Origin of the sequence: Actinoplanes sp. NPDC051494, from assembly GCF_044454705.1 — a bacterium.
Taxonomy (GTDB): Bacteria; Actinomycetota; Actinomycetes; order Mycobacteriales; family Micromonosporaceae; genus Actinoplanes.
On record NZ_JBITDZ010000006.1, the window covers coordinates 33,656 to 56,396 of the forward strand.

Annotated in this window: 21 protein-coding genes; 15 read left to right on the forward strand and 6 right to left on the reverse strand. The window is 69.9% G+C overall.

Annotated features, from left to right (window positions below):
• Positions 1 to 42 precede the first annotated feature (42 nt).
• From ACIA6A_RS21745 to ccsB, 4 genes are read left to right on the forward strand one after another with little or no spacing between them, the layout of a single operon-like run.
• On the forward strand, positions 43 to 606 hold the full coding sequence (locus tag ACIA6A_RS21745) for a TlpA family protein disulfide reductase (protein ID WP_396099594.1): 564 nt from the start codon (positions 43 to 45) through the stop codon (positions 604 to 606).
• Complete coding sequence (locus tag ACIA6A_RS21750) at positions 606 to 1,400, forward strand: cytochrome c biogenesis CcdA family protein (protein WP_396099595.1); 795 nt, start codon at positions 606 to 608, stop codon at positions 1,398 to 1,400. Before ACIA6A_RS21745 ends, ACIA6A_RS21750 begins: the two co-directional genes overlap by 1 nt.
• Complete coding sequence (locus ACIA6A_RS21755) at positions 1,397 to 3,007, forward strand: cytochrome c biogenesis protein ResB (protein ID WP_396099596.1); 1,611 nt, start codon at positions 1,397 to 1,399, stop codon at positions 3,005 to 3,007. Before ACIA6A_RS21750 ends, ACIA6A_RS21755 begins: the two co-directional genes overlap by 4 nt.
• Positions 3,007 to 3,981, forward strand: coding sequence for a c-type cytochrome biogenesis protein CcsB (gene ccsB, locus ACIA6A_RS21760; protein WP_396099597.1), 975 nt, complete (start codon positions 3,007 to 3,009; stop codon positions 3,979 to 3,981). Before ACIA6A_RS21755 ends, ccsB begins: the two co-directional genes overlap by 1 nt.
• Here ccsB and ACIA6A_RS21765 read toward each other — a convergent pair.
• The gene (locus ACIA6A_RS21765; RefSeq protein ID WP_396099598.1) at positions 3,978 to 4,652 is read right to left on the reverse strand and encodes a hypothetical protein; all 675 of its coding nucleotides are present in this window, start codon (positions 4,650 to 4,652) and stop codon (positions 3,978 to 3,980) included. The genes ccsB and ACIA6A_RS21765 overlap by 4 nt on opposite strands.
• A 319-nt stretch (positions 4,653 to 4,971) precedes the next feature.
• On the opposite strand from ACIA6A_RS21765, the gene ACIA6A_RS21770 reads away from it, so the two are divergent.
• Genes ACIA6A_RS21770 through ACIA6A_RS21790 form a run of 5 tightly spaced genes read left to right on the forward strand, consistent with a single transcriptional unit; the run spans position 4,972 to position 9,666 of the window.
• Positions 4,972 to 6,423: a menaquinone biosynthesis decarboxylase gene (locus ACIA6A_RS21770; protein WP_396099599.1), complete on the forward strand. Its 1,452-nt coding sequence runs from the start codon at positions 4,972 to 4,974 to the stop codon at positions 6,421 to 6,423.
• Entirely contained in the window at positions 6,420 to 7,316 is an 897-nt protein-coding gene (mqnP, locus tag ACIA6A_RS21775) for a menaquinone biosynthesis prenyltransferase MqnP (RefSeq protein ID WP_396099600.1), read from the forward strand. The genes ACIA6A_RS21770 and mqnP overlap by 4 nt, the downstream gene beginning before the upstream one ends.
• A gap of 31 nt (positions 7,317 to 7,347) precedes the next feature.
• Positions 7,348 to 7,875 (forward strand): SigE family RNA polymerase sigma factor, encoded by a 528-nt coding sequence (locus ACIA6A_RS21780; protein WP_396099602.1) that lies wholly within the window; start codon positions 7,348 to 7,350, stop codon positions 7,873 to 7,875.
• Position 7,876: 1 nt separating this feature from the next.
• On the forward strand, positions 7,877 to 8,977 hold the full coding sequence (locus tag ACIA6A_RS21785; RefSeq protein WP_396099603.1) for a hypothetical protein: 1,101 nt from the start codon (positions 7,877 to 7,879) through the stop codon (positions 8,975 to 8,977).
• A 17-nt stretch (positions 8,978 to 8,994) separates the two neighbouring features.
• Complete coding sequence (locus tag ACIA6A_RS21790) at positions 8,995 to 9,666, forward strand: UbiX family flavin prenyltransferase (protein WP_396099604.1); 672 nt, start codon at positions 8,995 to 8,997, stop codon at positions 9,664 to 9,666.
• On the opposite strand, the gene ACIA6A_RS21795 is transcribed toward ACIA6A_RS21790, so the two are convergent.
• Positions 9,639 to 9,920: a BldC family transcriptional regulator gene (locus ACIA6A_RS21795; protein ID WP_396099605.1), complete on the reverse strand. Its 282-nt coding sequence runs from the start codon at positions 9,918 to 9,920 to the stop codon at positions 9,639 to 9,641. The two genes, ACIA6A_RS21790 and ACIA6A_RS21795, sit on opposite strands and share 28 nt — an antisense overlap.
• A 220-nt stretch (positions 9,921 to 10,140) precedes the next feature.
• Here ACIA6A_RS21795 and ACIA6A_RS21800 point away from each other — a divergent pair, with 220 nt between their 5' ends.
• The 3 genes from ACIA6A_RS21800 to ACIA6A_RS21810 are packed head-to-tail and all read left to right on the forward strand — an operon-like array spanning position 10,141 to position 13,156.
• Positions 10,141 to 10,596: an Lrp/AsnC family transcriptional regulator gene (locus ACIA6A_RS21800; RefSeq protein WP_396099607.1), complete on the forward strand. Its 456-nt coding sequence runs from the start codon at positions 10,141 to 10,143 to the stop codon at positions 10,594 to 10,596.
• A complete protein-coding gene (locus ACIA6A_RS21805) occupies positions 10,596 to 11,675 on the forward strand; it encodes a PLP-dependent cysteine synthase family protein (RefSeq protein WP_396099608.1) in 1,080 nt (359 codons plus the stop codon). Before ACIA6A_RS21800 ends, ACIA6A_RS21805 begins: the two co-directional genes overlap by 1 nt.
• Before the next feature lie 59 nt (positions 11,676 to 11,734).
• Entirely contained in the window at positions 11,735 to 13,156 is a 1,422-nt protein-coding gene (locus ACIA6A_RS21810) for a hypothetical protein (RefSeq protein ID WP_396099609.1), read from the forward strand.
• Positions 13,157 to 13,246: 90 nt separating this feature from the next.
• Here ACIA6A_RS21810 and ACIA6A_RS21815 read toward each other — a convergent pair whose 3' ends face one another.
• The 4 genes from ACIA6A_RS21815 to ACIA6A_RS21830 all read right to left on the reverse strand — a co-directional run bounded on the left by ACIA6A_RS21815 (position 13,247) and on the right by ACIA6A_RS21830 (position 20,160).
• Positions 13,247 to 13,858: a putative glycolipid-binding domain-containing protein gene (locus ACIA6A_RS21815; protein WP_396099610.1), complete on the reverse strand. Its 612-nt coding sequence runs from the start codon at positions 13,856 to 13,858 to the stop codon at positions 13,247 to 13,249.
• A gap of 87 nt (positions 13,859 to 13,945) precedes the next feature.
• On the reverse strand, positions 13,946 to 15,841 hold the full coding sequence (locus tag ACIA6A_RS21820; RefSeq protein WP_396099611.1) for a DEAD/DEAH box helicase: 1,896 nt from the start codon (positions 15,839 to 15,841) through the stop codon (positions 13,946 to 13,948).
• 242 nt (positions 15,842 to 16,083) lie between these two features.
• The gene (locus ACIA6A_RS21825) at positions 16,084 to 17,040 is read right to left on the reverse strand and encodes a hypothetical protein (protein WP_396099612.1); all 957 of its coding nucleotides are present in this window, start codon (positions 17,038 to 17,040) and stop codon (positions 16,084 to 16,086) included.
• Between the two features lie 1,362 nt (positions 17,041 to 18,402).
• Positions 18,403 to 20,160 (reverse strand): NlpC/P60 family protein, encoded by a 1,758-nt coding sequence (locus ACIA6A_RS21830; protein WP_396099613.1) that lies wholly within the window; start codon positions 20,158 to 20,160, stop codon positions 18,403 to 18,405.
• Between the two features lie 163 nt (positions 20,161 to 20,323).
• On the opposite strand from ACIA6A_RS21830, the gene mqnE reads away from it, so the two are divergent.
• The 3 genes from mqnE to ACIA6A_RS21845 all read left to right on the forward strand — a co-directional run bounded on the left by mqnE (position 20,324) and on the right by ACIA6A_RS21845 (position 22,675).
• Entirely contained in the window at positions 20,324 to 21,493 is a 1,170-nt protein-coding gene (mqnE, locus tag ACIA6A_RS21835) for an aminofutalosine synthase MqnE (protein ID WP_396099614.1), read from the forward strand.
• A gap of 270 nt (positions 21,494 to 21,763) precedes the next feature.
• Positions 21,764 to 22,192 (forward strand): hypothetical protein, encoded by a 429-nt coding sequence (locus ACIA6A_RS21840; protein ID WP_396099615.1) that lies wholly within the window; start codon positions 21,764 to 21,766, stop codon positions 22,190 to 22,192.
• A 12-nt stretch (positions 22,193 to 22,204) separates the two neighbouring features.
• Positions 22,205 to 22,675 (forward strand): DUF4229 domain-containing protein, encoded by a 471-nt coding sequence (locus ACIA6A_RS21845; protein WP_396099616.1) that lies wholly within the window; start codon positions 22,205 to 22,207, stop codon positions 22,673 to 22,675.
• Positions 22,676 to 22,741 lie beyond the last annotated feature (66 nt).

Genomic DNA, 22,741 nt, shown 5'->3' on the forward strand with positions numbered 1-22,741 from the left:
GTGCACCGAGCGCAGCGACAGCACGCACAAGGCTGGCAGAGCATGAGAGCGCGCCGGCTTGTGGCAGCTCTGCTCACCGCCTCGGTCGCGGCCGGTGCACCGGCGGGTTGCGGCAGCAAAAGCTGGGAGAAGGACTGCACGACCGGCGCGAACGACGTCATCGAGTGCACGCCCGAGCAGCGCCCCCAGGCCCGCGAGGTCACCGGGGAGCTGCTCGACGGCGGGACGTACGACGTGGCGAACGACCGTGGCAAGGTCATCGTCGTCAACTTCTGGGGCTCGTGGTGCAACCCGTGCCGGGCCGAGGCCGACGACCTCGAGCAGACCTACCAGGCCACCAAAGCCAGTGACGTCACGTTCATCGGGGTCAACTCGCGGGACGACCGGGACGCCGCCAAGCGCTTCGAGGTCGGCCGGGTGACGTACCCGAGTATTTTCGACCCGAACGGCAGCGTCGCGCTGAAGTTCGACGTGACCCAGGTCAGCACGCCCGCGACGCTGATCCTGGACCGGCAGGGCCGGATCGCCGCCGCGATCCGCCGCTCGACCACCGTCGCCGAGCTGCGCCCGCTGGTGGAGAAGTACGCCGCCGAGGGAACCGGCTGATGGGTGCCTCCTTCGCCGACGTGGCCCGCAGCGGTCCCCTGCTGCTGGCCGTCCTGGTCTCCGCACTGGCCGGCCTGGTCAGCTTCCTGTCGCCGTGCGTGCTGCCGCTGATGCCGGGATACCTGTCGTACGTGACCGGCCTGGCCGGCTCCGACCTGGACGACACCCGGGAGCCCTCGCCGGGCGGTGTCGCGGTGCTGGAACGCACCCGGGTCAAGGGCCGCATCCTGGCCGGCACCAGCCTGTTCGTGCTCGGCTTCGCAGTGGTCTTCACCCTGATCTCGACGCTGGTCGCGGGCATCGGGATGACGCTGCTGACCCACAAGCGCACCCTCGACATCGTGCTCGGCATCCTGGTGATCGGGCTGGGCCTGGCGTTCCTCGGGGTGGTACCGGGCATGCAGCGCGAGTTCCGGATCCACAAACTGCCCAACGCGGGCCTGATCGGGGCACCGGTGTTCGGCGCGCTGTTCGCGCTCTCCTGGATGCCCTGCGTCGGCCCGACCCTCGGCGCGGTGCTCGGCCTGGCCACCCGGGCCGGCGAGACCGACCGCGCGGTGGTCCTCGCGCTCGCGTACAGCCTCGGGCTCGGCATCCCGTTCGTGCTCTTCGGCCTGTTCTTCCGCCGGCTGCTCGGGGTGTTCAAGGCGATCCGGCGCAATAGCCGCTGGGTCACCCGGGTCGGTGGCGGCCTGCTCATCGTCGTCGGCGTCGCACTGATCACCGGCGGCTGGAACAGCTTCCTCATCTGGCTGCTGACCACGTTCAACTTCGACTCCGGGACCCTGCTGTGACCGCTGTCGAGCAACGCCCCGCGCCCTCCGCCGAGCCGCCGGCCCGCCGCCCCAACCGGGCCTGGGCGCTGCTGCGCAATTCCTGGCGCCAGCTCACCAGCATGCGGACCGCGCTGGTGCTGCTGTTCCTGCTGGCGATCGCCGCGATCCCCGGTTCGGTGCTGCCCCAGCGGGCGGTCTCGCCGGAGAAGGTGACCGCGTACTACGCCGCGCACCCCGATCTGGCGCCGACGGTGGAGCGCATCGGTGGGTTCGCCGTCTACGCGTCACCGTGGTTCGCCGCCATCTACCTGCTGCTGTTCACGTCGCTCGTGGGCTGCGTGTTCCCGCGGCTGATGGATCATTTTCGCGCGCTCAAGTCCGTACCCCCGGATGCTCCCCGGCGCCTGGAGCGACTGCCGCAGCATGCGAGTCCGCACGAGCGGGCCGACGACCCGGCCGATGCGGCGAAAGCCGCCGCCGAGGCGCTGCGGGCGCAGCGTTTCCGGACCAGGGTCCGTGAGCACGGCGACGGCAGCTGGACGGTCTCCGCGGAGAAGGGCTACCTGAAGGAGACCGGCAACCTCTTCTTCCACTTCGCCCTGCTCACGGTGCTGGTCGGGGTGGGTTTCGGACATTGGTACGGCTGGCACGGCAACCGGATCCTCGTCGAGGGCACCGACCAGGGCTTCTGCAACTCGGTCACGCAGTACGACGAGTCCTCCCTCGGCCCCCGGATCGACGCCGCCGACCTGCCGTTCTTCTGTCTGCGACTGACCGATTTCGCGGCGAGTTACCAGCCCAGCGGCCAGCCGAAGAGCTTCGACGCCGACGTCGAGCTGCAGACCGCGCAGGACGGCGCCTGGCGGCCGGAGCACTTCACGGTCAACGACCCGCTGCGGTTGTCGCAGGCCAACGTCTATCTGCTCGGCCACGGCTACGCGGTCGAGCTGCGCTACACCGACCGGTACGGCGTCCAGCAGACCAAGGTCGTCCCGTTCCTGCCCAAGGACGGCCTGTTCACCAGCGAGGGCGTCGCGTCGTTCCCGGACGTCAACATCGACCCGAAGACGAACAAGCGCGACGTCAACCTGCAGGTCGGGTTCGAGGGTGTGTTCCTGCCGACGGTCGACCCCAACGGCGGCGCGGCCTCGGTGTTCCCGGCCGAGAACGACCCCGTGCTCTTCCTCACGGCGTACCGCGGCGATCTCGGTGTCGAGGTCGGCAACCCGGGCTCGGTGTACGCGCTCGACCAGGGCCAGCTCGCCAACGGTGAGCTCAAGAAGGTCAGCGGCGACCGCCCGCAGCGCCTCCAGCCGGGCCAGTCGTGGACCCAGGACGACGGCACCAAGGTGGAATTCCTCGGCACCCGGCCGTTCGTGACCGTCTCGGTCCGCTCCGACCCCTCCTCGATCTACGTGCTGGGTGGCGCGGTCGTCGGGCTGATCGGGCTGATGCTGTCGCTGTCCGGGCACCGGCGCAGGATGTGGTTCCGGATCTCGCCCCGGGAGGGGTCCGGTAGTTTGGTGGAGGCCGGTGGCCTGCCTCGCACCGACTATCCGGGCTTCGGTGACGAGTTCGGACAGGTTGTGGGGGCCGCTCGCGGTCCGGATGGAGGGACGCCCTGATGGCGGATGTGTCGGATCAGTTGATGGCCTTCACTGTGCTGGCCTACCTGGCGGCGATGGTGCTCTATGCCGCCGAGTACGCGTTCGGCGACAAGAGCCACATCGGCCGCGCGGCCCAGCGGCCCGCTCGCCAGCTGGTGGGAGCGGGTGCGCCGGTCTCGGATGACGACCACGTCGCGACGGACGAACCGGTCGCCCCGAAGCGGGACCGTGGTGTCCTGGTCGGACTCATCGCGGTCGGCGTCAACTGGCTGGCGTTCGCGCTGCACCTCGGCACGGTGATCACCCGGGGTCTCGCGGCGGACCGCATGCCCTGGGGCAACATGTACGAGTTCACGCTCACCGTGACGCTGGTCGGCTCGGCGGTCTGGCTGGGTCTGCTCACCCGCAAGCCGGCCGTGCGGCACCTGGGCCTGTTCGCTTCACTGGCGCTGGTGGTGCTGCTCGGCGCCGACGCGCTCGTGGCGTACGCGCCGGTCGGGCCGCTGGTGCCCGCGCTGAACTCCTACTGGTTCATCGTGCACGTCTCGACGATCATCATCTCCAGCGGCATCTTCCTGATCGGCGCGGTCCCGGCCGCCATGTTCCTCATCCGCTCCGGCTACGACCAGGGCAAGCGCACGTTCCCGTACACCCTCGGCGCCCGGGTCGGCGACGCGACGACGCTGGAGCGGCTGACGTTCCGCCTGCACGCGTTCGCGTTCCCGCTGTTCATGTTCGGCGCGCTGATCGCCGGCCCGCTGTGGGCCGAGGCCTCCTGGGGCCGTTACTGGGGCTGGGACCCCAAGGAGGTCTGGGCCTTCATCTCCTGGGTCGTCTATGCGGCGTACCTGCACGCCCGGGCCACCCCGAGCGTGAAGCGCACCACCGCGACCTGGATCGCGCTGCTGGGGTTCGCGACGATGCTGATGAACCTGTTCGGCGTGAACCTGTTCTTCTCCGGCCTGCACTCGTACGCGAACGCCGGGGGTTAGCAGTTACCGGCCTTCCAGGTGTTCCATAGGGCCACCCACTCCAGACACAGGCCGGAGCCGTCTTTCGGGGGGTTGCTCCCGGTGACGGTGGGCACGTCCTCGTCCCACGGGACGAGATCGGGGTCGGATCCGTACAACTGGACGTAGTTCGTGCGGACCTCGGGCACGCTCACCCGGGCGGGCTTGCGCGGGTCGGCGTACACCTCGAGGTACTGCTCGACGTAGGCGCCGGCCCCGAGCGGCAGCTTCTGGGCGGTCAGCAGGTTCCAGCGGTTGTTCCACCAGAGCCACGCCTGCCAGATGTCGTTGCCGTCGGTGTGGATGTCGATCCAGGGCTTGTCACCCGGCCGGATCTGGTACTGGTCGTAGAACTGCCACTGCATCGTGTTCGTGTTGAACGTGTAGATGTGCTGCCGGCCCTGACCGGCCCAGCCGGTCTCCGCCCAGCCGGCCTCCAGCCAGGCGATGTTGCCGTTGCCCTGGCCGCGTTTGACCATGAAGCGGTTGGCGATGAAGTCGTAGGTCCAGCCCCGGACCCCGCCGTCCACGACGGAGAGCCGCCCGTTGACGCCGGTCCAGGTGCCCCCGGTGCCGGCGCCCAGGTGGGTGTAACCGCTCATGGCCTGACCGGCGCCGGCCGCCCGGCTCATCCGGCCGGTGGATCGGTGCACCGGTCCGTCCGCCCGGCAGGCTTTCGGCGCGCCCGGGCCGGGCCGGGACGTCGGCGGTCTCGTCGAGGCCGAGCCCTTCGTGCACGCCGGAAGCTTCGCGGCGGCGAACACCGGTTCCGGAACTGCCAGACCTACGGTCGTGATCAACCCCGCGAGGGCACCCCATCGTGCCAACGATCGGAAATTCACGCCGTCCACCTCGTCTTCCTCGCTGCCGAAACTGAACCGCTGACTCAACGCCGGACTCGATCATCGGGTGACGGCCGCAGGTGCAACGGCCTCGTGATCCCCGGCACGGGGCGGGTGGGAGACTGGGAGCATGGGTGCTCCGTTCCACGACCTGCAGGGCTTCATCTCAGCGCTGGAGAAGGCCGGTGAGTTGCGCCGGGTGCGCGTCCCGGTCGATCCGACGCTGGAGATCAGCGAGATCGTGACCCGGACGGTCCGGGCCGGCGGCCCCGCGCTGCTCTTCGAGCGGCCCACCCGTGGTGACATGCCGATCGTCGTCAACCTCTTCGGCACCGAGAAGCGGATGGCGATGGCGCTGGGCGTGGATTCGCTCGACGAGGTCGGCGACCGGATCGGTGACATGCTCAAGCCGGAGCTGCCGGTGGGCTGGTCCGGGATCCGTGAGGGCCTCGGCAAGGTGCTCCAGCTGAAGTCCCTGCCGCCGAAAAAGGTCAAGACGGCGCCCTGCCAGGAGGTCGTGCTCAAGGGCGACGACGTCGACCTGAACCTGCTGCCCGGGCTGCAGGTGTGGCCTGGTGACGGCGGGATCTTCCACAACTTCGGGCTGACCCACACCAAGCACCCCGAGACCGGCAAGCGCAACCTCGGGTTGTACCGCCTGCAGCAGCACTCGAAGAACACGCTCGGCATGCACTGGCAGATCCACAAGGACTCCACCGCCCACCACGCGGTCGCCGAACGGCTCGGGCAGCGGCTGCCGGTGGCCGTGGCGATCGGCTGTGACCCGGTGGTCAGCTACTCCGCGAGTGCACCGCTGCCCGGCGACATCGACGAATACATGTTCGCCGGTTTCCTGCGCGGCGAGCGGGTCGAGATGGTCGACTGCCTGACCGTGCCGCTGCAGGTGCCGGCCGAGGCGCAGATCGTGCTGGAGGGGTACCTCGAGCCGGGGGAGCGGGCGCCCGAGGGGCCGTTCGGCGACCACACCGGCTTCTACACCCCGGTCGAGCCGTTCCCGGTGCTGCACATCGAGACCATGACCATGCGCAAGAAGCCGGTCTACCACTCGATCGTCACCTCGAAGCCGCCGCAGGAGGACCACGGCCTGGGCAAGGCCACCGAGCGGATCTTCCTGCCGCTGCTCAAGATGCTGATCCCGGACATCGTCGACTACGACATGCCGGCCGCCGGCGTCTTCCACAACTGCGTCATCGTGTCGATCCGCAAGCGCTACCCGAAGCACGCGCAGAAGATCATGAACGCGATCTGGGGCGCCCACCTGATGTCGCTGTCCAAGCTGATCGTGGTGGTCGACGAGGACTGCGACGTCCATGACTACAACGAGGTCGCCTTCCGGGCGTTCGGCAATGTCGACTACGACCGCGACCTGATGGTCACCCAGGGCCCGGTGGACCATCTGGATCACGCCTCCTACCAGCAGTTCTGGGGCGGTAAGGCGGGCCTGGACGCCACCCGTAAGCTGCCGACCGAGGGCTACACGCGGGGCTGGCCGGAAGAGATGACCATGTCGCCCGAGGTGAGCGCCCTGGTGGACAAGCGCTGGAAGGAATACGGCATATGACAGCGGTGGCCTCCGCGCCCGAACAACCCGGCAAGATCAAGGCGTTCCTGCGCCTGGTGGCCATCGAGCACTCGGTCTTCGCGCTGCCGTTCGCCTACCTGTCGGCGCTGGTCGCGATGGACCGCGCGGGCACCGGCGTGCACTGGGCCGACCTGCTGCTGGTCACGATCGCGATGGTCGCCGGCCGTACCTTCGCCATGGCGGCCAACCGGATCCTGGACCGCAGGATCGACGCGCTGAACCCGCGTACCCAGAACCGGGAGCTCGTCACCGGTGCGGTGAGCGTGCGGACGGCCTGGACCGGCGCCGCGGTGTCGCTGGTGGTGCTGTTCCTCGCGGCGGGCCTGCTCAACTGGCTCTGCCTGCTGCTGTCGCCGCTCGCGGTCATCCCGCTGGTCGTCTACCCGTATGCGAAGCGGTTCACGAACTTCCCGCACTACGTGCTGGCGCTCGCGCAGGCCGTGGCCCCGGTCGGGGCGTGGCTCGCGATCACCGGCACGTTCAGCGGTTCCGGGCCCGCGTGGCTGCTCGGCGTCGCGGTCGGGCTGTGGATCGGTGGCTTCGACATCATCTACGCCTGCCAGGACGTCGACGTCGACCGCCGGATCGGCGTGCACTCCACCCCGGCCCGGTTCGGGGTGCGCACCGCGCTGCACATCTCCACGGTCACCCACGTCGTGACGTTCGCGCTGTTCGTGTGGTTCGGGCAGATCGTGGACCTGGGCTGGCTCTGGTGGATCGGGCTGGCGCTCACCGCCGTGGCGTTCGGGTACCAGCACATCGTGGTCACCCCGAACGACCTCTCCAAGGTCAACCGCGCGTTCTTCACCGCGAACGGGTTCGTCGGCATCGCGCTGTTCGTCTTCGCGCTCCTCGACCTGATTTTGTTGTAACCCCGGGGGCCGCTCCGTCCGTCTAGTAGCCGTGAGCGACAGAGACACGGAGTTCAGAGACTTCGTCACCGCGCAGATGGAGCCCCTGCGCGGTCTCGCCTATCTCACGTGCGGCGACTGGCAGGTGGCTGAGGACGCGGTCCTCACCGTGCTGTCGAGGCTGTACGTGAAATGGCGGCGCATCGGCAACCCGGCCAGTTACGCACGTACGGCCGTGGTGCGGGCTGCCATCGACGAAACCCGGCGGCCGTGGTGGCGGCGTGAGCACGCGCAGAGCGATGCCATGCCCGACCGGGCACTGCCGGGTGACGCCACCAGAGTGGTCGACGAAAAGCTCCGGGTCCGGGCCGCCCTGCAGAAGGTGCCGGCGCGGCTGCGCGCCGTCCTGACGCTGCGCTACCTGGAAGGTCTCAGCGTCCGGGAGACCGCCGAGGTCATGGGCTGCCCCGAAGGAACGGTCAAGAGCTACACCTCCCGCGGCCTCGAGGAGCTGCGCACCGTCCTCGGCGCGGAGGTATTCATCCTCAAGGAGAGTCGCCGTGAAGCACGAGCTGTCTGACATGTTGAACGATGCCAAGTCGGGTGCCCCCGCCCCGCGGTACACCGTCGACGACGCCCTGAAGGCCGGCCGGAAGCGCCAGAAGCAGCGCCGGGCGCTCTGGGCGACGACCGGATCGGCGGCCGCGGTGCTGGCCGTCGCCGGCGCGGTGGCCGTACCCCAGCTGATCCCTTCTTCCTCCCCCACCACGACGTCCGCTCCGCCCGCGGCGGCCCCGGCCGTACCGAAGGCCCCGGCTTTTGCCTATCCCAAGGGGGACTTGACCGGGAACATCAAGGGATACACGGCCGGTGGTCTGACCGTTTCGGACACCGTCTACGTGACCCCCGGCTACCAGATGGCGGTCATTGTCGGGCCGGGCAAGGGCAGCACTTTCATCGACGCCGACAACGTGCGGCACGTCGAGCCCAACTCGGTCGGCAACCTCACCACGTACGCGAAGGGTGTCTTCGACCCGGTGACTGCCAAGAAGGGCAGGAAGGTCCAGGACGGCTGGTTCACGCCGAGCATCATGACCGAGGGCTCCAGCAATATGCCCGACTACTACACCGACGCCAGTTTCAGCTGGGAATACGCCACCGATTCGTGGGCGGTCGTCACCGTCAACGGCCGGCAGGGGCCCGAGGCCGAGCAGCTGGCCGCGGTCGCGAAGGGCCTGAAGGGCGGCGTCGCGGCGCAACCGCAGACCGTCGGCTTCAAGCTGAACTACCTCCCGAAGGGCTACTCGCTCCTGGAGGCCGGTCACGCCGACAACATGTACCTGACCCCCCTCGACGGGCAGTCGTCCCTGATCCTGGCCAAGGGTGATTTCGCGTACAAGGGCCTCACCGAGCCGCTGCTGGACGACTACGTCACGAACGGCGAGCCGGTCCCGACGGTGCAACTCACGGTGTTCCCGTCCTGGTACAGCAAGCACACCGGCCCGGCCGACAAGGCGTGGTGCGTGCCGGACAACCTTTGCTACCGCTTCGTCGACGGCGGCCAGCACTACATCGAGGCCAGCGGTGGCGGCTTCGTTCCGGATGTCGAGCTGCAGAAGATCCTCGACCAGGCGACGTTCGCGGACCCGTCCGACGAGTCGAGCTGGTTCACCGTTTCCTGATTGGGCATGCTGGGGGTATGCGTACCCCGTGGATCATCGGTGTCTCAGGAGCGTCGGGCACGCCTTACGCCAAGGCTGTGCTCGGCGCGCTCCTGGACGCCGGCGAAGCGGTCGACCTGGTCATCTCCAGGGCCGCCCGGCTCACCCTGCTGGACGAGACCGGCGCGACCGTCCGGGACGCGCACTGGAAGGACGACGTCACCGCGTGGCTGGGCCGCGACGTCGCCACCGCGGACCTGACCTACTGGCCGGCCGGCGACCTCGCCGCCGGGCCCAGCTCCGGGTCGTACCCGGCGAAGGGCATGGCCGTGGTCCCGGCCAGCACCGCGTCGTGCGCGGGCATCGCGATCGGGTTGTCCAAGGACCTGCTGCAGCGCGCCGCGGAGGTCAACCTCAAAGAACGCCGCCGTACGGTCGTCGTGCCCCGGGAGACCCCGGTGACCCGCAGCCACCTGGAGCACCTGATCGCCCTGCACGACGCCGGAGCCGTGGTCCTCCCGGCGTCACCGGGTTTCTACGGCTCCGGGGCGGACGCCACGGCACAGCAGCTCATCGACTTCGTGGCGGGCAAGGTGCTCGACGCGCTCGGCGTGCCGCACGATCTCTCCGCCCGCTGGCGCGGTGAGCTGGGCCAGCGGGATCCGGGCCAGCGGGACTCGGGTCAGCGCAACCCGTTGGGCGGGCCGTAGCCCTGCCCCGGGTTCTGCGGCCCGGCGTTGCGGGGCCGGTTGTTGGCGTCGTCCTCGCGCATTTCCTCCACCACGGCGGCACCCTCGCCCTCCAGCAGGGCGCGCACCTCTGACTCCCGGAACCGGCGATGGCCACCCGGAGTCCGGATGCTGCCGATACGACCCGCGGCTGCCCATCGCGTGACAGTTTTGGGGTCCACCCGGAACAGCGCGGCAACCTCCCCGGGCGTCAGCAGTCGATCTCCTGTGTCCACGGCCCTCTCCTTGCGTCGTGTTGGAGCACCGGTGGTCACGGAAAGTGTCGGCGTGCTCGATCGGGACGTAAAGCCATTAGAGCATCGGCCAAAACAGCAAGTCGCTGAAATGCGGAAAAAGCCCCGATTGCGACGTTGGCCATTATCCTTGCCTGTCCTGGCCGTCGCTGTCCGCTACCGCCTGTGACCCCCTGGAGGGGTCACACTAATCTCTCAGCCTATGGACGCTATCGACCTGCGCCTGATCGACCTCTTGCGGGACAACGCTCGCTCCTCGTACGCGGAGCTGGCCCGTCAGGTAGGGCTCTCCGGCCCGGCCGTGCACGAGCGCGTCGGCAAAATGGAAGCAGCCGGGACCATCCGGGCATACCGTGCGGAGGTCGAGCCCGAGACGATCGGGCTCGGCGTGACCGCACTCATCGGCATCATCGAGGACTCCGGCGCCGACACCGACGACGTGCTCACCGCGCTGCGCGTCATGCCGGAGATCGAGTCGTGCTATTTCATGGCCGGCGTCGAGTCGTACCAGCTCACGGTCCGGGTCGGCACCATCGCCGAACTGGAACAGCTGATCGTGCGGATCAACCGGACCGCGGGCGTCGCATCGACCCGGACCGCCATCGCGCTGTCCACGAAATGGGAGAACAGGCCGCAGCCCGGCCGGGAGGCAGCCTGATGACCGCCCCCGACCGGGAATGGGCGCGTACCGCCATCACGCTGGTGGAAGCTGACGCCAACCGATCCGCGGACACCCACCTGCTGCCGTTCCCCCTGCCCGGCGCCTGGGGCATCGACCTCTATCTCAAGGACGAATCCTCACACCCCACCGGTTCACTCAAGCACCGGCTGGCGAGATCCCTTTTCCTGTACGCGCTCTGCAACGGCTGGATCGGGCCCGGCACCCCGATCGTCGAAGCGTCGTCGGGATCCACCGCGGTCAGCGAGGCCTATTTCGCCAGAATGCTCGGGCTCGAATTCATTGCCGTCATGCCCGCGTCCACCTCGCCGGAGAAGATCTCGCTCATCGAGTTCCAAGGCGGCAAATGTCATCTCGTCGCCGACCCGACCACGGTCGTGGCCACCGCCCGCACCCTCGCCGGTGAACTCGGCGGACACTTCATGGACCAGTTCACGTACGCGGAACGGGCCACCGACTGGCGCGGCAACAACAACATCGCCGAATCCATCTACGCCCAGCTGGGACACGAGCGGCATCCCGTACCCACCTGGATCGTGGTCGGAGCCGGCACCGGCGGCACCAGCGCGACCATCGGCCGGTACGCCCGCTACCGGCGCTTCGACACCCAGCTCTGCGTGGTCGACCCGGAAGGCTCCGCGTTCTGGCCCGCATACCAGAGCAGGGACTGGACCATCTGCACCGGCCGCGGCTCCCGCATCGAGGGCATCGGCCGCTCCCGCGTTGAACCGTCGTTCCAGCCCTCGGTCGTCGACCGGATGACCCAGGTGCCGGACGCGGCCTCCCTGGCGGCCATGCGCGCCGGTTCCGCCGTCCTCGGGCGCAAGGTGGGGGGCTCGACCGGCACGAACCTGTGGGGCGCGTTCGGCCTGATCGCGGAGATGCGGGCGGCGGGCCGCACCGGCTCGGTCGTCACCCTCATCTGCGACGGCGGCGAACGCTACGCGGACACGTACTACTCCGACGAGTGGGTCGCCGCGCAGGGCCTGGAGCTGGCTGGTCCGGCCGCGACCATCCAAGCATTTCTCTCCACCGGTATCTGGCCGGAGGGCGCCTGACAGCGTTGGTTCGTGGGAGGATCGGGACGCAAAGGGATTCACGTTGGAGGAGCCCGCCCGTGCCCGACGGCGACGACGTCACCACTCCGCCCGCCATCCCCCAGCAGCGTGCCCCCGTCTGGTATCAGGTCCCGCCCGCCGCCGAGCCTTTCCCCGCCGCCGTGCCCGCCTCGGGGCCTTTTCTTGCGTCCGTCGCGGGGCCCGAGCTGTTTCCGGCACCCGCCCGGTCGGGGCGCCGCGCTCTGACCGGCGGCATATTCGCGCTGGTGGCCGCGCTGATCCTCGCCGGCGGCGCCCTGTACGTAGCCAACCGGAACCAGCTCGCGGCCCCCGCCGAGGCCGCCGAGAATCCCCGCCCCCGCACCCCGCTCGAAGCCGCCGACGCCGCGCTGAACCTCCAGGCCGCCGCGCTCGTCCGGGGAGACGAGAAAGCCTGGCTGGCCGCCGTCGACCCCGGACAACCGAAGCTGCGCACCCGCTACCGATCGATGTTCCGATCGCTGCGCACCCTCGGCGTGAGCGCGTTCGAATACCAGACCTCCCGCGACGGCACCGCCCAGGACAGGGCCGTCAAACTCGAGGCGTACGCCGTCTACTGCCTCAAGGACAACACCTGCCCGGCCGACGCCAAACCCGCGGTACTGCAGAAACTCACCCTGAAAATCGTCAAGGACCAGTGGCTGATCACCGCCTCGACGACCCCACAGAACGACGACACCCTGCAGCCGCCCCCGTGGGAGGACGGCGGCCTCGTCACCGTCAAAGGCAAACGGGTCACCCTGGTAGCCCTGCCGAGCGAGAAAAAGTACTTCAAGAAGATCCTCCCGATCGCCGACGCCGCGGCCGCGGTCAACGACCGCTTCGCCGCCATGGTCGACAACCCGCAGAAGCGTTACCGCATCTACCTCGCCGGCAACAAACAATGGAAGAGGTGGTACGGCGGCATCACCGACGAATGGGTCGTCGGTTACGCCGTGCCCCTCAACGAGGCCGGGATGGACGTCGTGCTGCACATGAACGACCTCAAATCCGAGACCCGCCTCCTCGAGACCACCATCCAGCACGAACTCGGCCACGTCGTCACCCTCGGCGAAGCGCACCGCAAGTCCTGGGGCGAAGGCGACATGTGGCTCAAGGAGGGCATCGCCGAATACATCGGGTGGTACCCCCAGCCGGCCACGGCCAGTTGGCGCCGCCAATCGGTCCGCGACCACCTCCGCGGCAGCGACCGGCCCACCTCGATCGCGGTGACCGCCCTCAAATCGGACGCCCGGGTCGAGGACGGGGACGCTTTCTACGGCATGGGCCACTTCGCGGCCGACTGCATGGCCAAGAAGTACGGCCAGCGCGCACTCTTCACCTTCGCCCGCCTTTACCTCCGCGAAGAAAAGGACCTCGACCCGGCCGCCCGCCAGGCTTTCGGCCAGCCCTTCCGCACGGTCGACAAGACCTGCCTGGCCTGGATCCGCGACAAAGCCTGACCGACAACGGCACCGAGCCCCAACCGTCGCCCGCGCGGTGGGGCCGGCCGGCTGGCATTCCGCCTTCGTCCCGCGCGGCCTGGCGGCGGGTCAGCGGAGTTTGGCCAGGCCCGGGTAGTCGTGGACGAAACCCTCGTCGTCGACGGTCAGGTCGGTGCTGAAGGTTTCGCTGGCGAAGCGGACCCGGCCCTCGCCCAGCGCGGTGTAGATCTGGTCGGCCTGGATCACCTCGAGGCTGGGGAGCAGGACCCAGGCCACACTGATCCGGTGCGCGATCCCGGGTTCTGCCTCGAGCAGACCGAGCCGGCGGATGGGCAGCGTGTTTGTCAAGGGGGAGCCGGTCAGGTCCACGTCGTAGGCCCCGATCAGGCGGTCGGCGTCCTCGGTGCCGGGCAGACCGGCACCGGCGTGGCCGGCCGCGATCAGGGCCGCGTCGAGGTCACCCTGCTCCGAGGTGGTGGCCCGCCATCGCCCGCGGCCTTCGGCGGCTAGGCGCAGGGACCGGGCCCAGCCGGCGCCCTCGGTGCTGATCTCGAGCGATGTGGTGTTCCAGGCCGGGTCGGTGTGCAGCTCGTATCGGGCGGTGTAGGCGATCGGGTCGACGGCCAGTGCTGTGCCCCGGGCGACCAGGCCGGTCCTCGCGTCGAGCAGGACATGCTCGGCCCCGCTGGTGTCGCGGCGTTCCCAGAACAATGCTGTCATGCGATCCACCTAAGCACAGCAAGCAGGCCCCCAGCTTTCGCCGAGGGCCTGCCTGTGGATAACTCTGTGGATCAGTGGTGCGGCAGATCAGTGGGTGTGCGCCGGACGCCCCGACTGGTACGGACGGTTGCCCTGCTCACGACGGTCGTTGCGGCCGCTTTCCCGGCGGAAGCCACCGGTGGGACGGTCGCCGACGTTGCGGGCCGGACGGTCACCGAAGGAGCGGTCGCCCGCCGGACGGTCGCCGTAGCTGCGGTCGCCGGTGGGGCGGTCGCTGCTCGGACGGTCGGCGTACGAACGGTCGCCGGTCGGGCGCCCGCCGTAGGAGCGGTCACCGGCCGGACGGTCGCCCGTCGGACGGTCACCGTAGGTGCGCTCGCCGGCCGGGCGGTCACTGTAGGTGCGCTGCGGGCGGTCACCGTAGCCACCGCGGGAGCGGTCGCCACCGGCCGAACGATCACGGTCGCCGTAACCGCCGCGGGAGCGGTCGCCGAAGCCACCACGCTGCGGGCGGTCACCGAAACGACGCGGGCGGTCGCCACGCTCGCTGCGCTCCGGCTCGATCTTGACCGGGATGCCACTGGGCTCGCGGGCACCGGTGACCTTGGCGAGGGTCTCGTCGCCGAGACGCACGCGGAACTCGCCCGGGTCGACGCCGGCCTTCTGCATCATGGCCTGCGTGCTGCGGCGCTGCTTCGGGAGAACCAGCGTCACGACGGCACCTGACTCGCCCGCGCGGGCGGTGCGGCCGGCCCGGTGCAGGTAGTCCTTCGGGTCCTTCGGCGGGTCGACGTGGACGACCAGCGAGATGCCGTCGACGTGGATGCCGCGGGCGGCGACGTCGGTGGCGACCAGGACGTTCGTCCGGCCTTCCTTGAACTCGGCGAGCGTACGGGTGCGTACCCGCTGGGTCTTGCCGCCGTGCAGCGCGCCGGCGCGGACACCGACCGCCGCGAGCTGCTCGACCAGCCGGTCCACGCCCATCTGGGTGCGGGCGAAGACGATGGTCTTGCCCTCCCGGTTGGCGATCCACGACGTGATCGGGAACTTGTCGTGCGGCGGGATCAGCAGCAGGTGGTGATCCATGGTGGACACGCTGGCCTCGGCCGGGGAGGTCGAGTGCGTGATCGGGTCGGTCATGAACCGCCGGACCAGCTGGTCGACGTCGCCGTCGAGCGTGGCCGAGAAGAGCAGGCGCTGCGCGTTGGCCGGGGTCTTGGCCAGCAGCTCGGTGACCTCGGGCAGGAAGCCCATGTCGGCCATCTGGTCGGCCTCGTCCAGGACGGTGACCTCGACGCTGTCCAGGTTGCAGGCACCGCGCTCGATCAGGTCGCCGAGGCGGCCCGGGGTGGCGACGATGACCTCGACGCCGCGACGGAGCGCGTCCATCTGCCGGTCGTAGGGAACGCCACCGACCGCGGTCTTGATGAAGACGCCGACGGACCGGCCGAGCGGCATCAGCGCGTCGGCGACCTGCATCGCCAGCTCGCGGGTCGGCACCAGGATCAGGGCCTTGGGGTGGTGCGGCAGGGCGCGGCCGCCCTTGGCGACCCGCGCGAGCAGCGGGAGGCCGAAGGCCAGGGTCTTGCCGGAGCCGGTCTGGCCACGGCCGAGGACATCCCGGCCCGCGAGGGCGTCGGGCATGGTCGCGGCCTGGATCTCGAACGGGGCGGTGATGCCCTCGCGGTTGAGCACGCGGACGAGTTCAATAGGCAGGCCCAGGTCGCTGAAGCTCACGGTCGGAACCGTGGCCTCGGCCTCATCGATCGAGACCTCGTCGCTCTGGGTCTCGTCGCTCTGTGCCTCAGCGGTCCGGGTGTCCTCACCCAAGGCCTCCGCGGTCGCCGTGCTGGCCTCCGGCCCGGTGGTGGCCGGGTCGGCGGCGACGATCTCGACGTCTGCGGTCGTCGGGTCGGCGGCGGGAGCGTCGGACTGGGTGTCGAAGACGGACGGGAACGTGCTGGGATCAGCGAAAGTGGTCAAGAGAACCTCTCTACGGGGGCGCATGCTCGCGAATGGCCCGCCGCGGCTAAATGGAGCCTGCCGCTGAATTGCCCGCAAGAACGCCCGTGGCGTGCACCTTGAGGGCACGCCAGGTCAATTACTGTCATCAGTGTACGGGTCAACGTCCTGGACACCGCCCGCATTCCGCGCCGGTAGTGGGCAGACTCACCCTCGGCGCAACCTCGCCAGCTTAGGCGGAGGATTTCTCTTCGACAACCTGATCAGGAGAAAACTCCACCGATCATGTCGCTGAACGCGTCGCCGACCGTGAACAGGAACGCCAGGCTCACGCCGAGCAGCGCGACCAGGACGAGCAGCATGGCAACGATCACCTTGACGTTGCTCTTGCGCTGCGAGTCAGGGTTGTCACGCCAGCCCTGGGCCAGGATGTGGCCGGTCAGCGAGCCGGAGACGTCGGCCGGATTGACGCTCATCGGCATGGTCATGTCGGCCGGCGCGTAATCGCCCAACCCGCCGTAGACGGTCCCGTCGCCCCGCTGCTGGGGTACGCCACCGGCCTGTCCGGAACCCGACCCGTACGTCGTGGGCCCCCCGGAGGGGACGCCGCCCGGAGCGGACGGCTGACCGAACGGCTGCCGAGAGCCGCCCGATGCATTTACCCCGTAAGAAGATCCGCCGCCCTGCACCGCCCCGGCCGAGAACGGCATGGTCGCATCCGAACCGGCCGCGGACGACGGGATCGCCATCGTGCGATCACCGGCCGGTGACGGCGGCAGCACGGTGGTGCGGTCCGACTGGTCGGCATTCTTGCTGGAGGTCTGCGTGGACTTGCGCACGGCCGACTGCGCCCCGGTCAGCTGGGACCAGGCCGCGGCGGTCTGCTCGGGGGAGGGCACCGAGTTGCGGTTGGGCGGTCCCGAGATCGGGAACGCGGGCCGCGCCGGCTTCTGCGCGGGCTTGGGCGGCGCCGGCGGCGGCGAGACCGCGGAGAGAGGCATCGTGCGATCACCCTCGGCGGCCAGGCCGGTCGCCGAGAACGGCATGGTGGCATCGGCCGGGGCGCCGGACGAAGGCACCGTGTACGAAGGCAGCCCGGTCCCGGCCGACGGGAAGCCGGAGCCACCCGGGGGGAAGCCGGTCCCGGCCGACGGACGGTCGGAGCCGTTCGGCGTCGTCCCGGCGCCGGCGGGAGTCTGGTTCGAGCTGCTGGACGACATGCCGGTTCCGTTCGAGGGAAGGCCGGCACCCGCCGAGGGGCGGCCTCCGGTCGGGATGGCCGGCGGTGCCGGGAAGGGAGGCTGCGGCGTCGGGAAGGGCGGCTGCGGCGTCGGCGGGACAGGCGAAGGCCCAGGACCCGGAGGCACCGGTCCCGGAGGCACAGGACCCGGAGGCACGGGCGACGGTGCCGGAACCGGCGGGACCGGAACGGGCCCGGGCGCCGGCGGTGCCGGGGTGGGTTCGGGCCGCGAAGGAGCCGGCGCCGGCCACGGACCAGGCGGTGCCGGTGCCGGAACCGGCTTCACCGGCTCGGGGCTGACCGGAGCCGGACGTGCCGGGCCGGTCGGCTCGGGACTGATCGGGTACGGGTGCCCGGGCGCCGGGCTGCCGGGCTCGGGCCGCGTCGGCTCGGGCTTCGCGGGCGCGGGGGCAGCCGGCTCCGGAGTCGACGGCTCGGGCAGATCGGGCGCCGCCGCGGTCAGCTTGGTGGCCTCGTCGTCGATGTCGGGGGCCGGCTTGCTGCCGTAGACCGAGCCACCCGGCCGGGCCGCCGGCGAAACCGAGCCGGCAGACGCTGAGCCGGCAGACGCTGAGCCGGCAGACGCTGAGCCGGCAGACGCTGAGCTGGCAGACGCTGAGCCGGCAGACGCCGAGCCGGCGGATGACGCGGCCGGGGCGGCGGGCTTCGTGGCGGGAGGGAAGAAGTCCGAGCGGTTACTGGGTGCAGTCGTTCCCGACGAAGGGCCGGAAACCGGCGCGTTCCGGGGCGCCGAGGCGGAATGGAACACCGAAGCCGACCCGGAGACCGGAGCGTTACCCGGAACCGAGCTGGAGCCGGGCGCCGAGCCGGAGGTGGGCGGGCTCGACGGGGCCGGGGAGCCGGTGCTGGAGACCCGGGCGGAGCCGGACACCGGTGCGGCGGCTGGTGTGGGTGTGGCGCCTGAGAAGGGTGCGATGGGTGCTTCCGCCGGGGCGGGCGTGCCGAAGACCGAGCCTGCGGCCGGCTTGCCCGCTGCGGGGGTGCCTGCTGAGCCGGGGGTGGGCTCGGGAGTCGGGGCCCAGAGGGCTCCGGGGGCGGGCGGCGGCGGGAGTTCGTACCCGTGGTCGGTTTTTGGGCGCGCTGCGGCGGGTGGGTGGTGGCCGCCGCTGTCCGGGTTCGTCCGCTGCTCGTCCATGGGTCCTCCCGATCGCCGCCACTCGGGGTGCCGACGTCAAAAATCGGACGCCGGGCAAGCCGAAAGCCGGGCGCTCGCCTCTACCGTGCCATACCAGCGCCCGTTAGCGCACCCGGCGTCAACCGGTCCCCGAGTGAAGATCAGGTGCCGGTCACCCCTGACCAGCGGGCCTGTCGGCCCGCCGGATCAGCTGGATTGTTTGGCCTCGGCCGAAGCGGCGGCCGATGAGGACGGTTCGTTTGTTTCGGCTGAGGCGCTGGCCGAGGTGGAACTGGCCGGTGCCTCGGTCGTCTCCTCCGGCGTCGAGGGCTCCGGCTCCGGCTCGGCCGACGGTGTCGTGGGCGCGGGCGTCGTGGGAACCGGGGTCGACGGCTCCGGCTCGCTCGGCGGCGTCGTGGGGTTGCTCGGTTCCGGCTCGCTCGGCGGGGTCGACGGGCTGCTCGGGTCGCTCGGCTTGGTGGGCGTGCTCGGCTTCGTCGGCGTGCTCGGCTTCGTGGGTGTACCGGGCTTGGTCGGCGTCCCCGGCGTGCTCGGCTTCGTCGGCGTCTCGCCCGGCTTCGTCGGGGTGGTGCCGGGCTTCGTCGGGGTGGCGCCCGGGGACGTCGGCGAGTGGTCGCTCGGGGTCTCCGGGTCCGGCGGGCCGAGGGTCGGGCCCTCGACGATGCCGTCGACCGCGCCGTAGATGCGGGTCGCCGCGAAGAGCCGGGTCCACCGGACCGGCGTGAGGCGGACGTCCAGGCCGGTGCGCGGGGCCTCGACCATCATGCCCTCGCCGGCGTACATGGCGACGTGGTGGATGTCCGTCCAGCTGCTCGACGAGCTGAAGAAGAGCAGGTCACCGGGGAGCAGCGAGTAGCGGTCCACCGTCTTGCCACGGGTCTGGTAATACTGGTCGCGCGACACCCGGGTCAGCGGGAAGTTGCCCGCCTGGGGCGTGCGGTAGGAGTAATACATCAGCCCCGAGCAGTCGAACTGATTCGGGCCTTCCTCCGACCAGACGTACGGGTCTCCGCGTTGAGCGAGCGCGACAGTCAGCGCCGCGACCGCACGGGGATCCGCGCCGCGTCCCTGGGTCTCGCCGGCGAGGAAGTCGGCACCCGCGACGGCATCCTGAGCGGCCTGGGCGGTGTCGGAAGCGGCGATCTCGGGGGCGTTCGCGGCCTCGAACTGCTGCTGGGCCGCGTTCTTCCGGTCGAGGGTCGCCTTCTGGGTGGTCTGGTCGGCGGTGAGCGCTGCCAGCCTCGCGGCGGCGGTCTGCTGCTCGGTGACCGCGGTGGTGTGCGCCGCCTGGGCGATGCCGAGCTGGCGGGACGCGGCTTCCTGGCTCGCGGACTCGCCGCGCTGGATCCGGGCGAGGGAGTCGAGATTCTGCAGACCCGATCCGAGCGCTCCGGGCGGGAGTGCGGCGGCGTCACGTACCGATGCTTTGACCGCGGCCTCGACCTCTGCCTCGGCGCCGGTCACGGAGGTCTGGGTGGTGGTGACCTTGAGGTCAGCGGTCGCGAGCTGCTCGCGGGCGAGCCTGAGATCCTCGTCGAGCTTGGCGAGATCCTCGCCCAGCTTCTGGACCTCGACCCGGCCGGCCTCGACCTTCTGCATGACCGGACTGACCGGCAGCGGCGACGTGATCGAGGTGATGCCGGTCGTCGGAACGCCGGTGGCCTTCTGGCCGGGCAGCGTGATGGCGCCGCCGGTGGTGAACGGACGGGAGCCGGCAGCGGGAACGGCCCCGGGGATCCCGGCCGGGGACGCGGGCTCGGCGAGCGCGGGCACGGGATTGAACAACGCGGCGATCGCCGCGACGGTAGCCGCGGACAGTGCGATCGGCCGCCACCAGGGACGTACGCGTACCACTGCGCCGCGTCGGCCCTGCCACTTCATCGCCATGTGCTCCCCGCCTGAGACCCGGTGGCCGACCGGCACGCTCGACCACATAAAGGTCATACCCCAAGACCTGCACCGGTGTCGATTGATGTGAGATGAAAGGCCGCTGTGAATCCTGAGTCGGACACGTGACCTGCGCCGCCCCTTACCGTCCGGGACCGGGGTTCTGTCGGGGGTAGGACGTAGGCTCGAAGCACGCGATCGACCCGTGAGAGGAAACCGGATGGACGTCGGACTGAAGCGCGAGCTCGAGGCGAAGGTCTATGCCGGCGAGCGGCTGACCCGCGAGGACGGCATCGCCCTCTACGAGTCCGACGATCTCGCCTGGCTGGGGCGGCTCGCGCACCACAAACGCACCGACCTGAACGGTGACCGGGTGATGTTCAACGTCAACCGGCACCTGAACCTCACCAACGTCTGCTCGGCCAGCTGTGCCTACTGCTCGTTCCAGCGTAAGCCGGGCGAGAAGGATGCGTACACGATGCGCATCGAAGAGGCCGTCAGCAAGGCCAAGGAGATGGAGGACGAGCAGCTCACCGAGCTGCACATCGTCAACGGCCTGCACCCGACGCTGCCGTGGCGTTACTACCCCAAGGTGCTGCGCGAGCTCAAGGCCGCGCTGCCGAACGTCAAGCTCAAGGCGTTCACGGCCACCGAGGTGCAGTGGTTCGAGAAGATCAGCGGCCTGGGCGCCAGCGAGATCCTCGACGAGCTGATGGACGCCGGCATGGAGTCGCTCACCGGCGGCGGGGCGGAGATCTTCGACTGGGAGGTCCGCCAGCACATCGTCGACCACAACACCCACTGGGAAGACTGGTCGCGGATCCACCGCCTCGCCCACGAGAAGGGCATGAAAACCCCTTCGACCATGCTGTACGGCCACATCGAAGAGCCGCGGCACCGGGTCGATCACGTCATGCGCCTCCGTGAGCTGCAGGACGAGACGGGCGGTTTCGCGGTCTTCATCCCCCTGCGCTACCAGCACGACTTCGTCGACTCGGCGGACGGCAAGATTCGCAACCGCATCCAGGCGCAGACCACGATGGCGGCACCGGCGGAGTCGCTGAAGACGTTCGCGGTGTCCCGGCTGATGTTCGACAATGTGCCCCACGTGAAGTGCTTCTGGGTCATGCACGGCCTGTCGGTGGCCCAGCTCTCGCTGAACTTCGGCGTCGACGACCTGGACGGGTCGGTCGTGGAATACAAGATCACCCACGACGCCGATTCCTACGGCACTCCCAACACCATGCACCGCACGGACCTGCTCGACCTGATCTGGGACGCCGGCTACCAGCCGGTGGAGCGCAACACCCGCTACGAAATCGTCCGCGAATACGACAAACCGACGTCGATGGCCGAGCGTCGCAGTGAGCCGCAGAAGATCTGGGCGTAAGGACCGCGGTCCGGATTCGGGCCTGTCGGGGCTGAGCTGCGGAGACCGATGTCGTACGGCCGGTGGGGCCCCGTCGCGAGCGCACTATCTGTGCCCGTGCGGTCTGGCCGGGGGGTCCCGCCAGGCACCAAGTGTGCCCGCGGCGATCGCCCCGGCCGACCGCACAGGCAGCTCGCACCGCCCGGTCGGCAGTGCGCCGCGACCGTGTGGCGGGGTTGAGCTGCTGGGGCGTGACGGGTCGGGCGGGGCCCGGCGTACCCTGGGGTGGTCATGGCAGAAATCGAGAGTGCACGCCGTCCGCGCCGGGATGCGGACGGTCGTTTGGCGACCGTCCAGGACCTGCTCGGTGTCGCTCTCGCCGGCCTGGTCTCCGGCCTTGTCATCCTGCTGATCTTCGAGGGTGCGATGTCGCTCGTGCGAGCCTCGGAGTTCGGGGACGCCAGCGGATGGATCGCCATCGTGCTGCCGGTGTGGCTGTTCACCGAGGAGTTCCGGTCAGCGGACTACGGCGCGTATCGCATCGTGGTCGCCCTGCTGGCCGCCGGCTTCGGCGTCGCGGTCGGCATGACCCTCGCCGGCCTGGCCGCGTCGATCTTCCCCGACCTGGTCAGCGGCGGCATCGGTGCGCTCGGGTTGACTGTCGTCTACTGCGTGATCTGGTTCTACGGCCTGCGGTGGCTCAGCCACCGCATAGGCTGAACAGGAGTGGTGATGAGTCCCGCCGTCAAATACACGCTCGGCCGCCTCGGGTTGTTCATCGTGGTGTTCGCGCTGCTGTTGCCGGTGCCACTGAACTTCCTGGTCAAGGCGATGATCGCACTGATCGCCTCCGCCGGGTTCTCCTATTTCCTGCTGGCAAAATGGCGCACCGAGATGGCGGAACAGCTCGACTCCGTGGCCACCCGGCGCTCAGCCGAGAAGGAACGCCTCCGGGCCGCCCTGGCCGGCGACGAGGCCGCAGCGGCCGAAGGCGACCGGGCCGCCGAGCCCGCAAAGCCCGAACCCGCGAAGCCCGGGTCCGCCAACGCCGAACCCGCCAGCACCAAACCCGCCAACGCCAAACCCGCCAACGTCGAGCCGGCCGCCGCCGAGGCCGAGCCCGCGAAGGCTGAGCCGGTCGTTTCGGCCGGGCCGGCCGTCAAGGCGGATTCCGCCCAGGCCGAGGTCGACAGTAAGAACTGATCCCGCCCGCCGACGGTCGAGCCAGGCGCCTGCCCGGACCCCGCGTCGCCAAAGCTGAACGGCCGA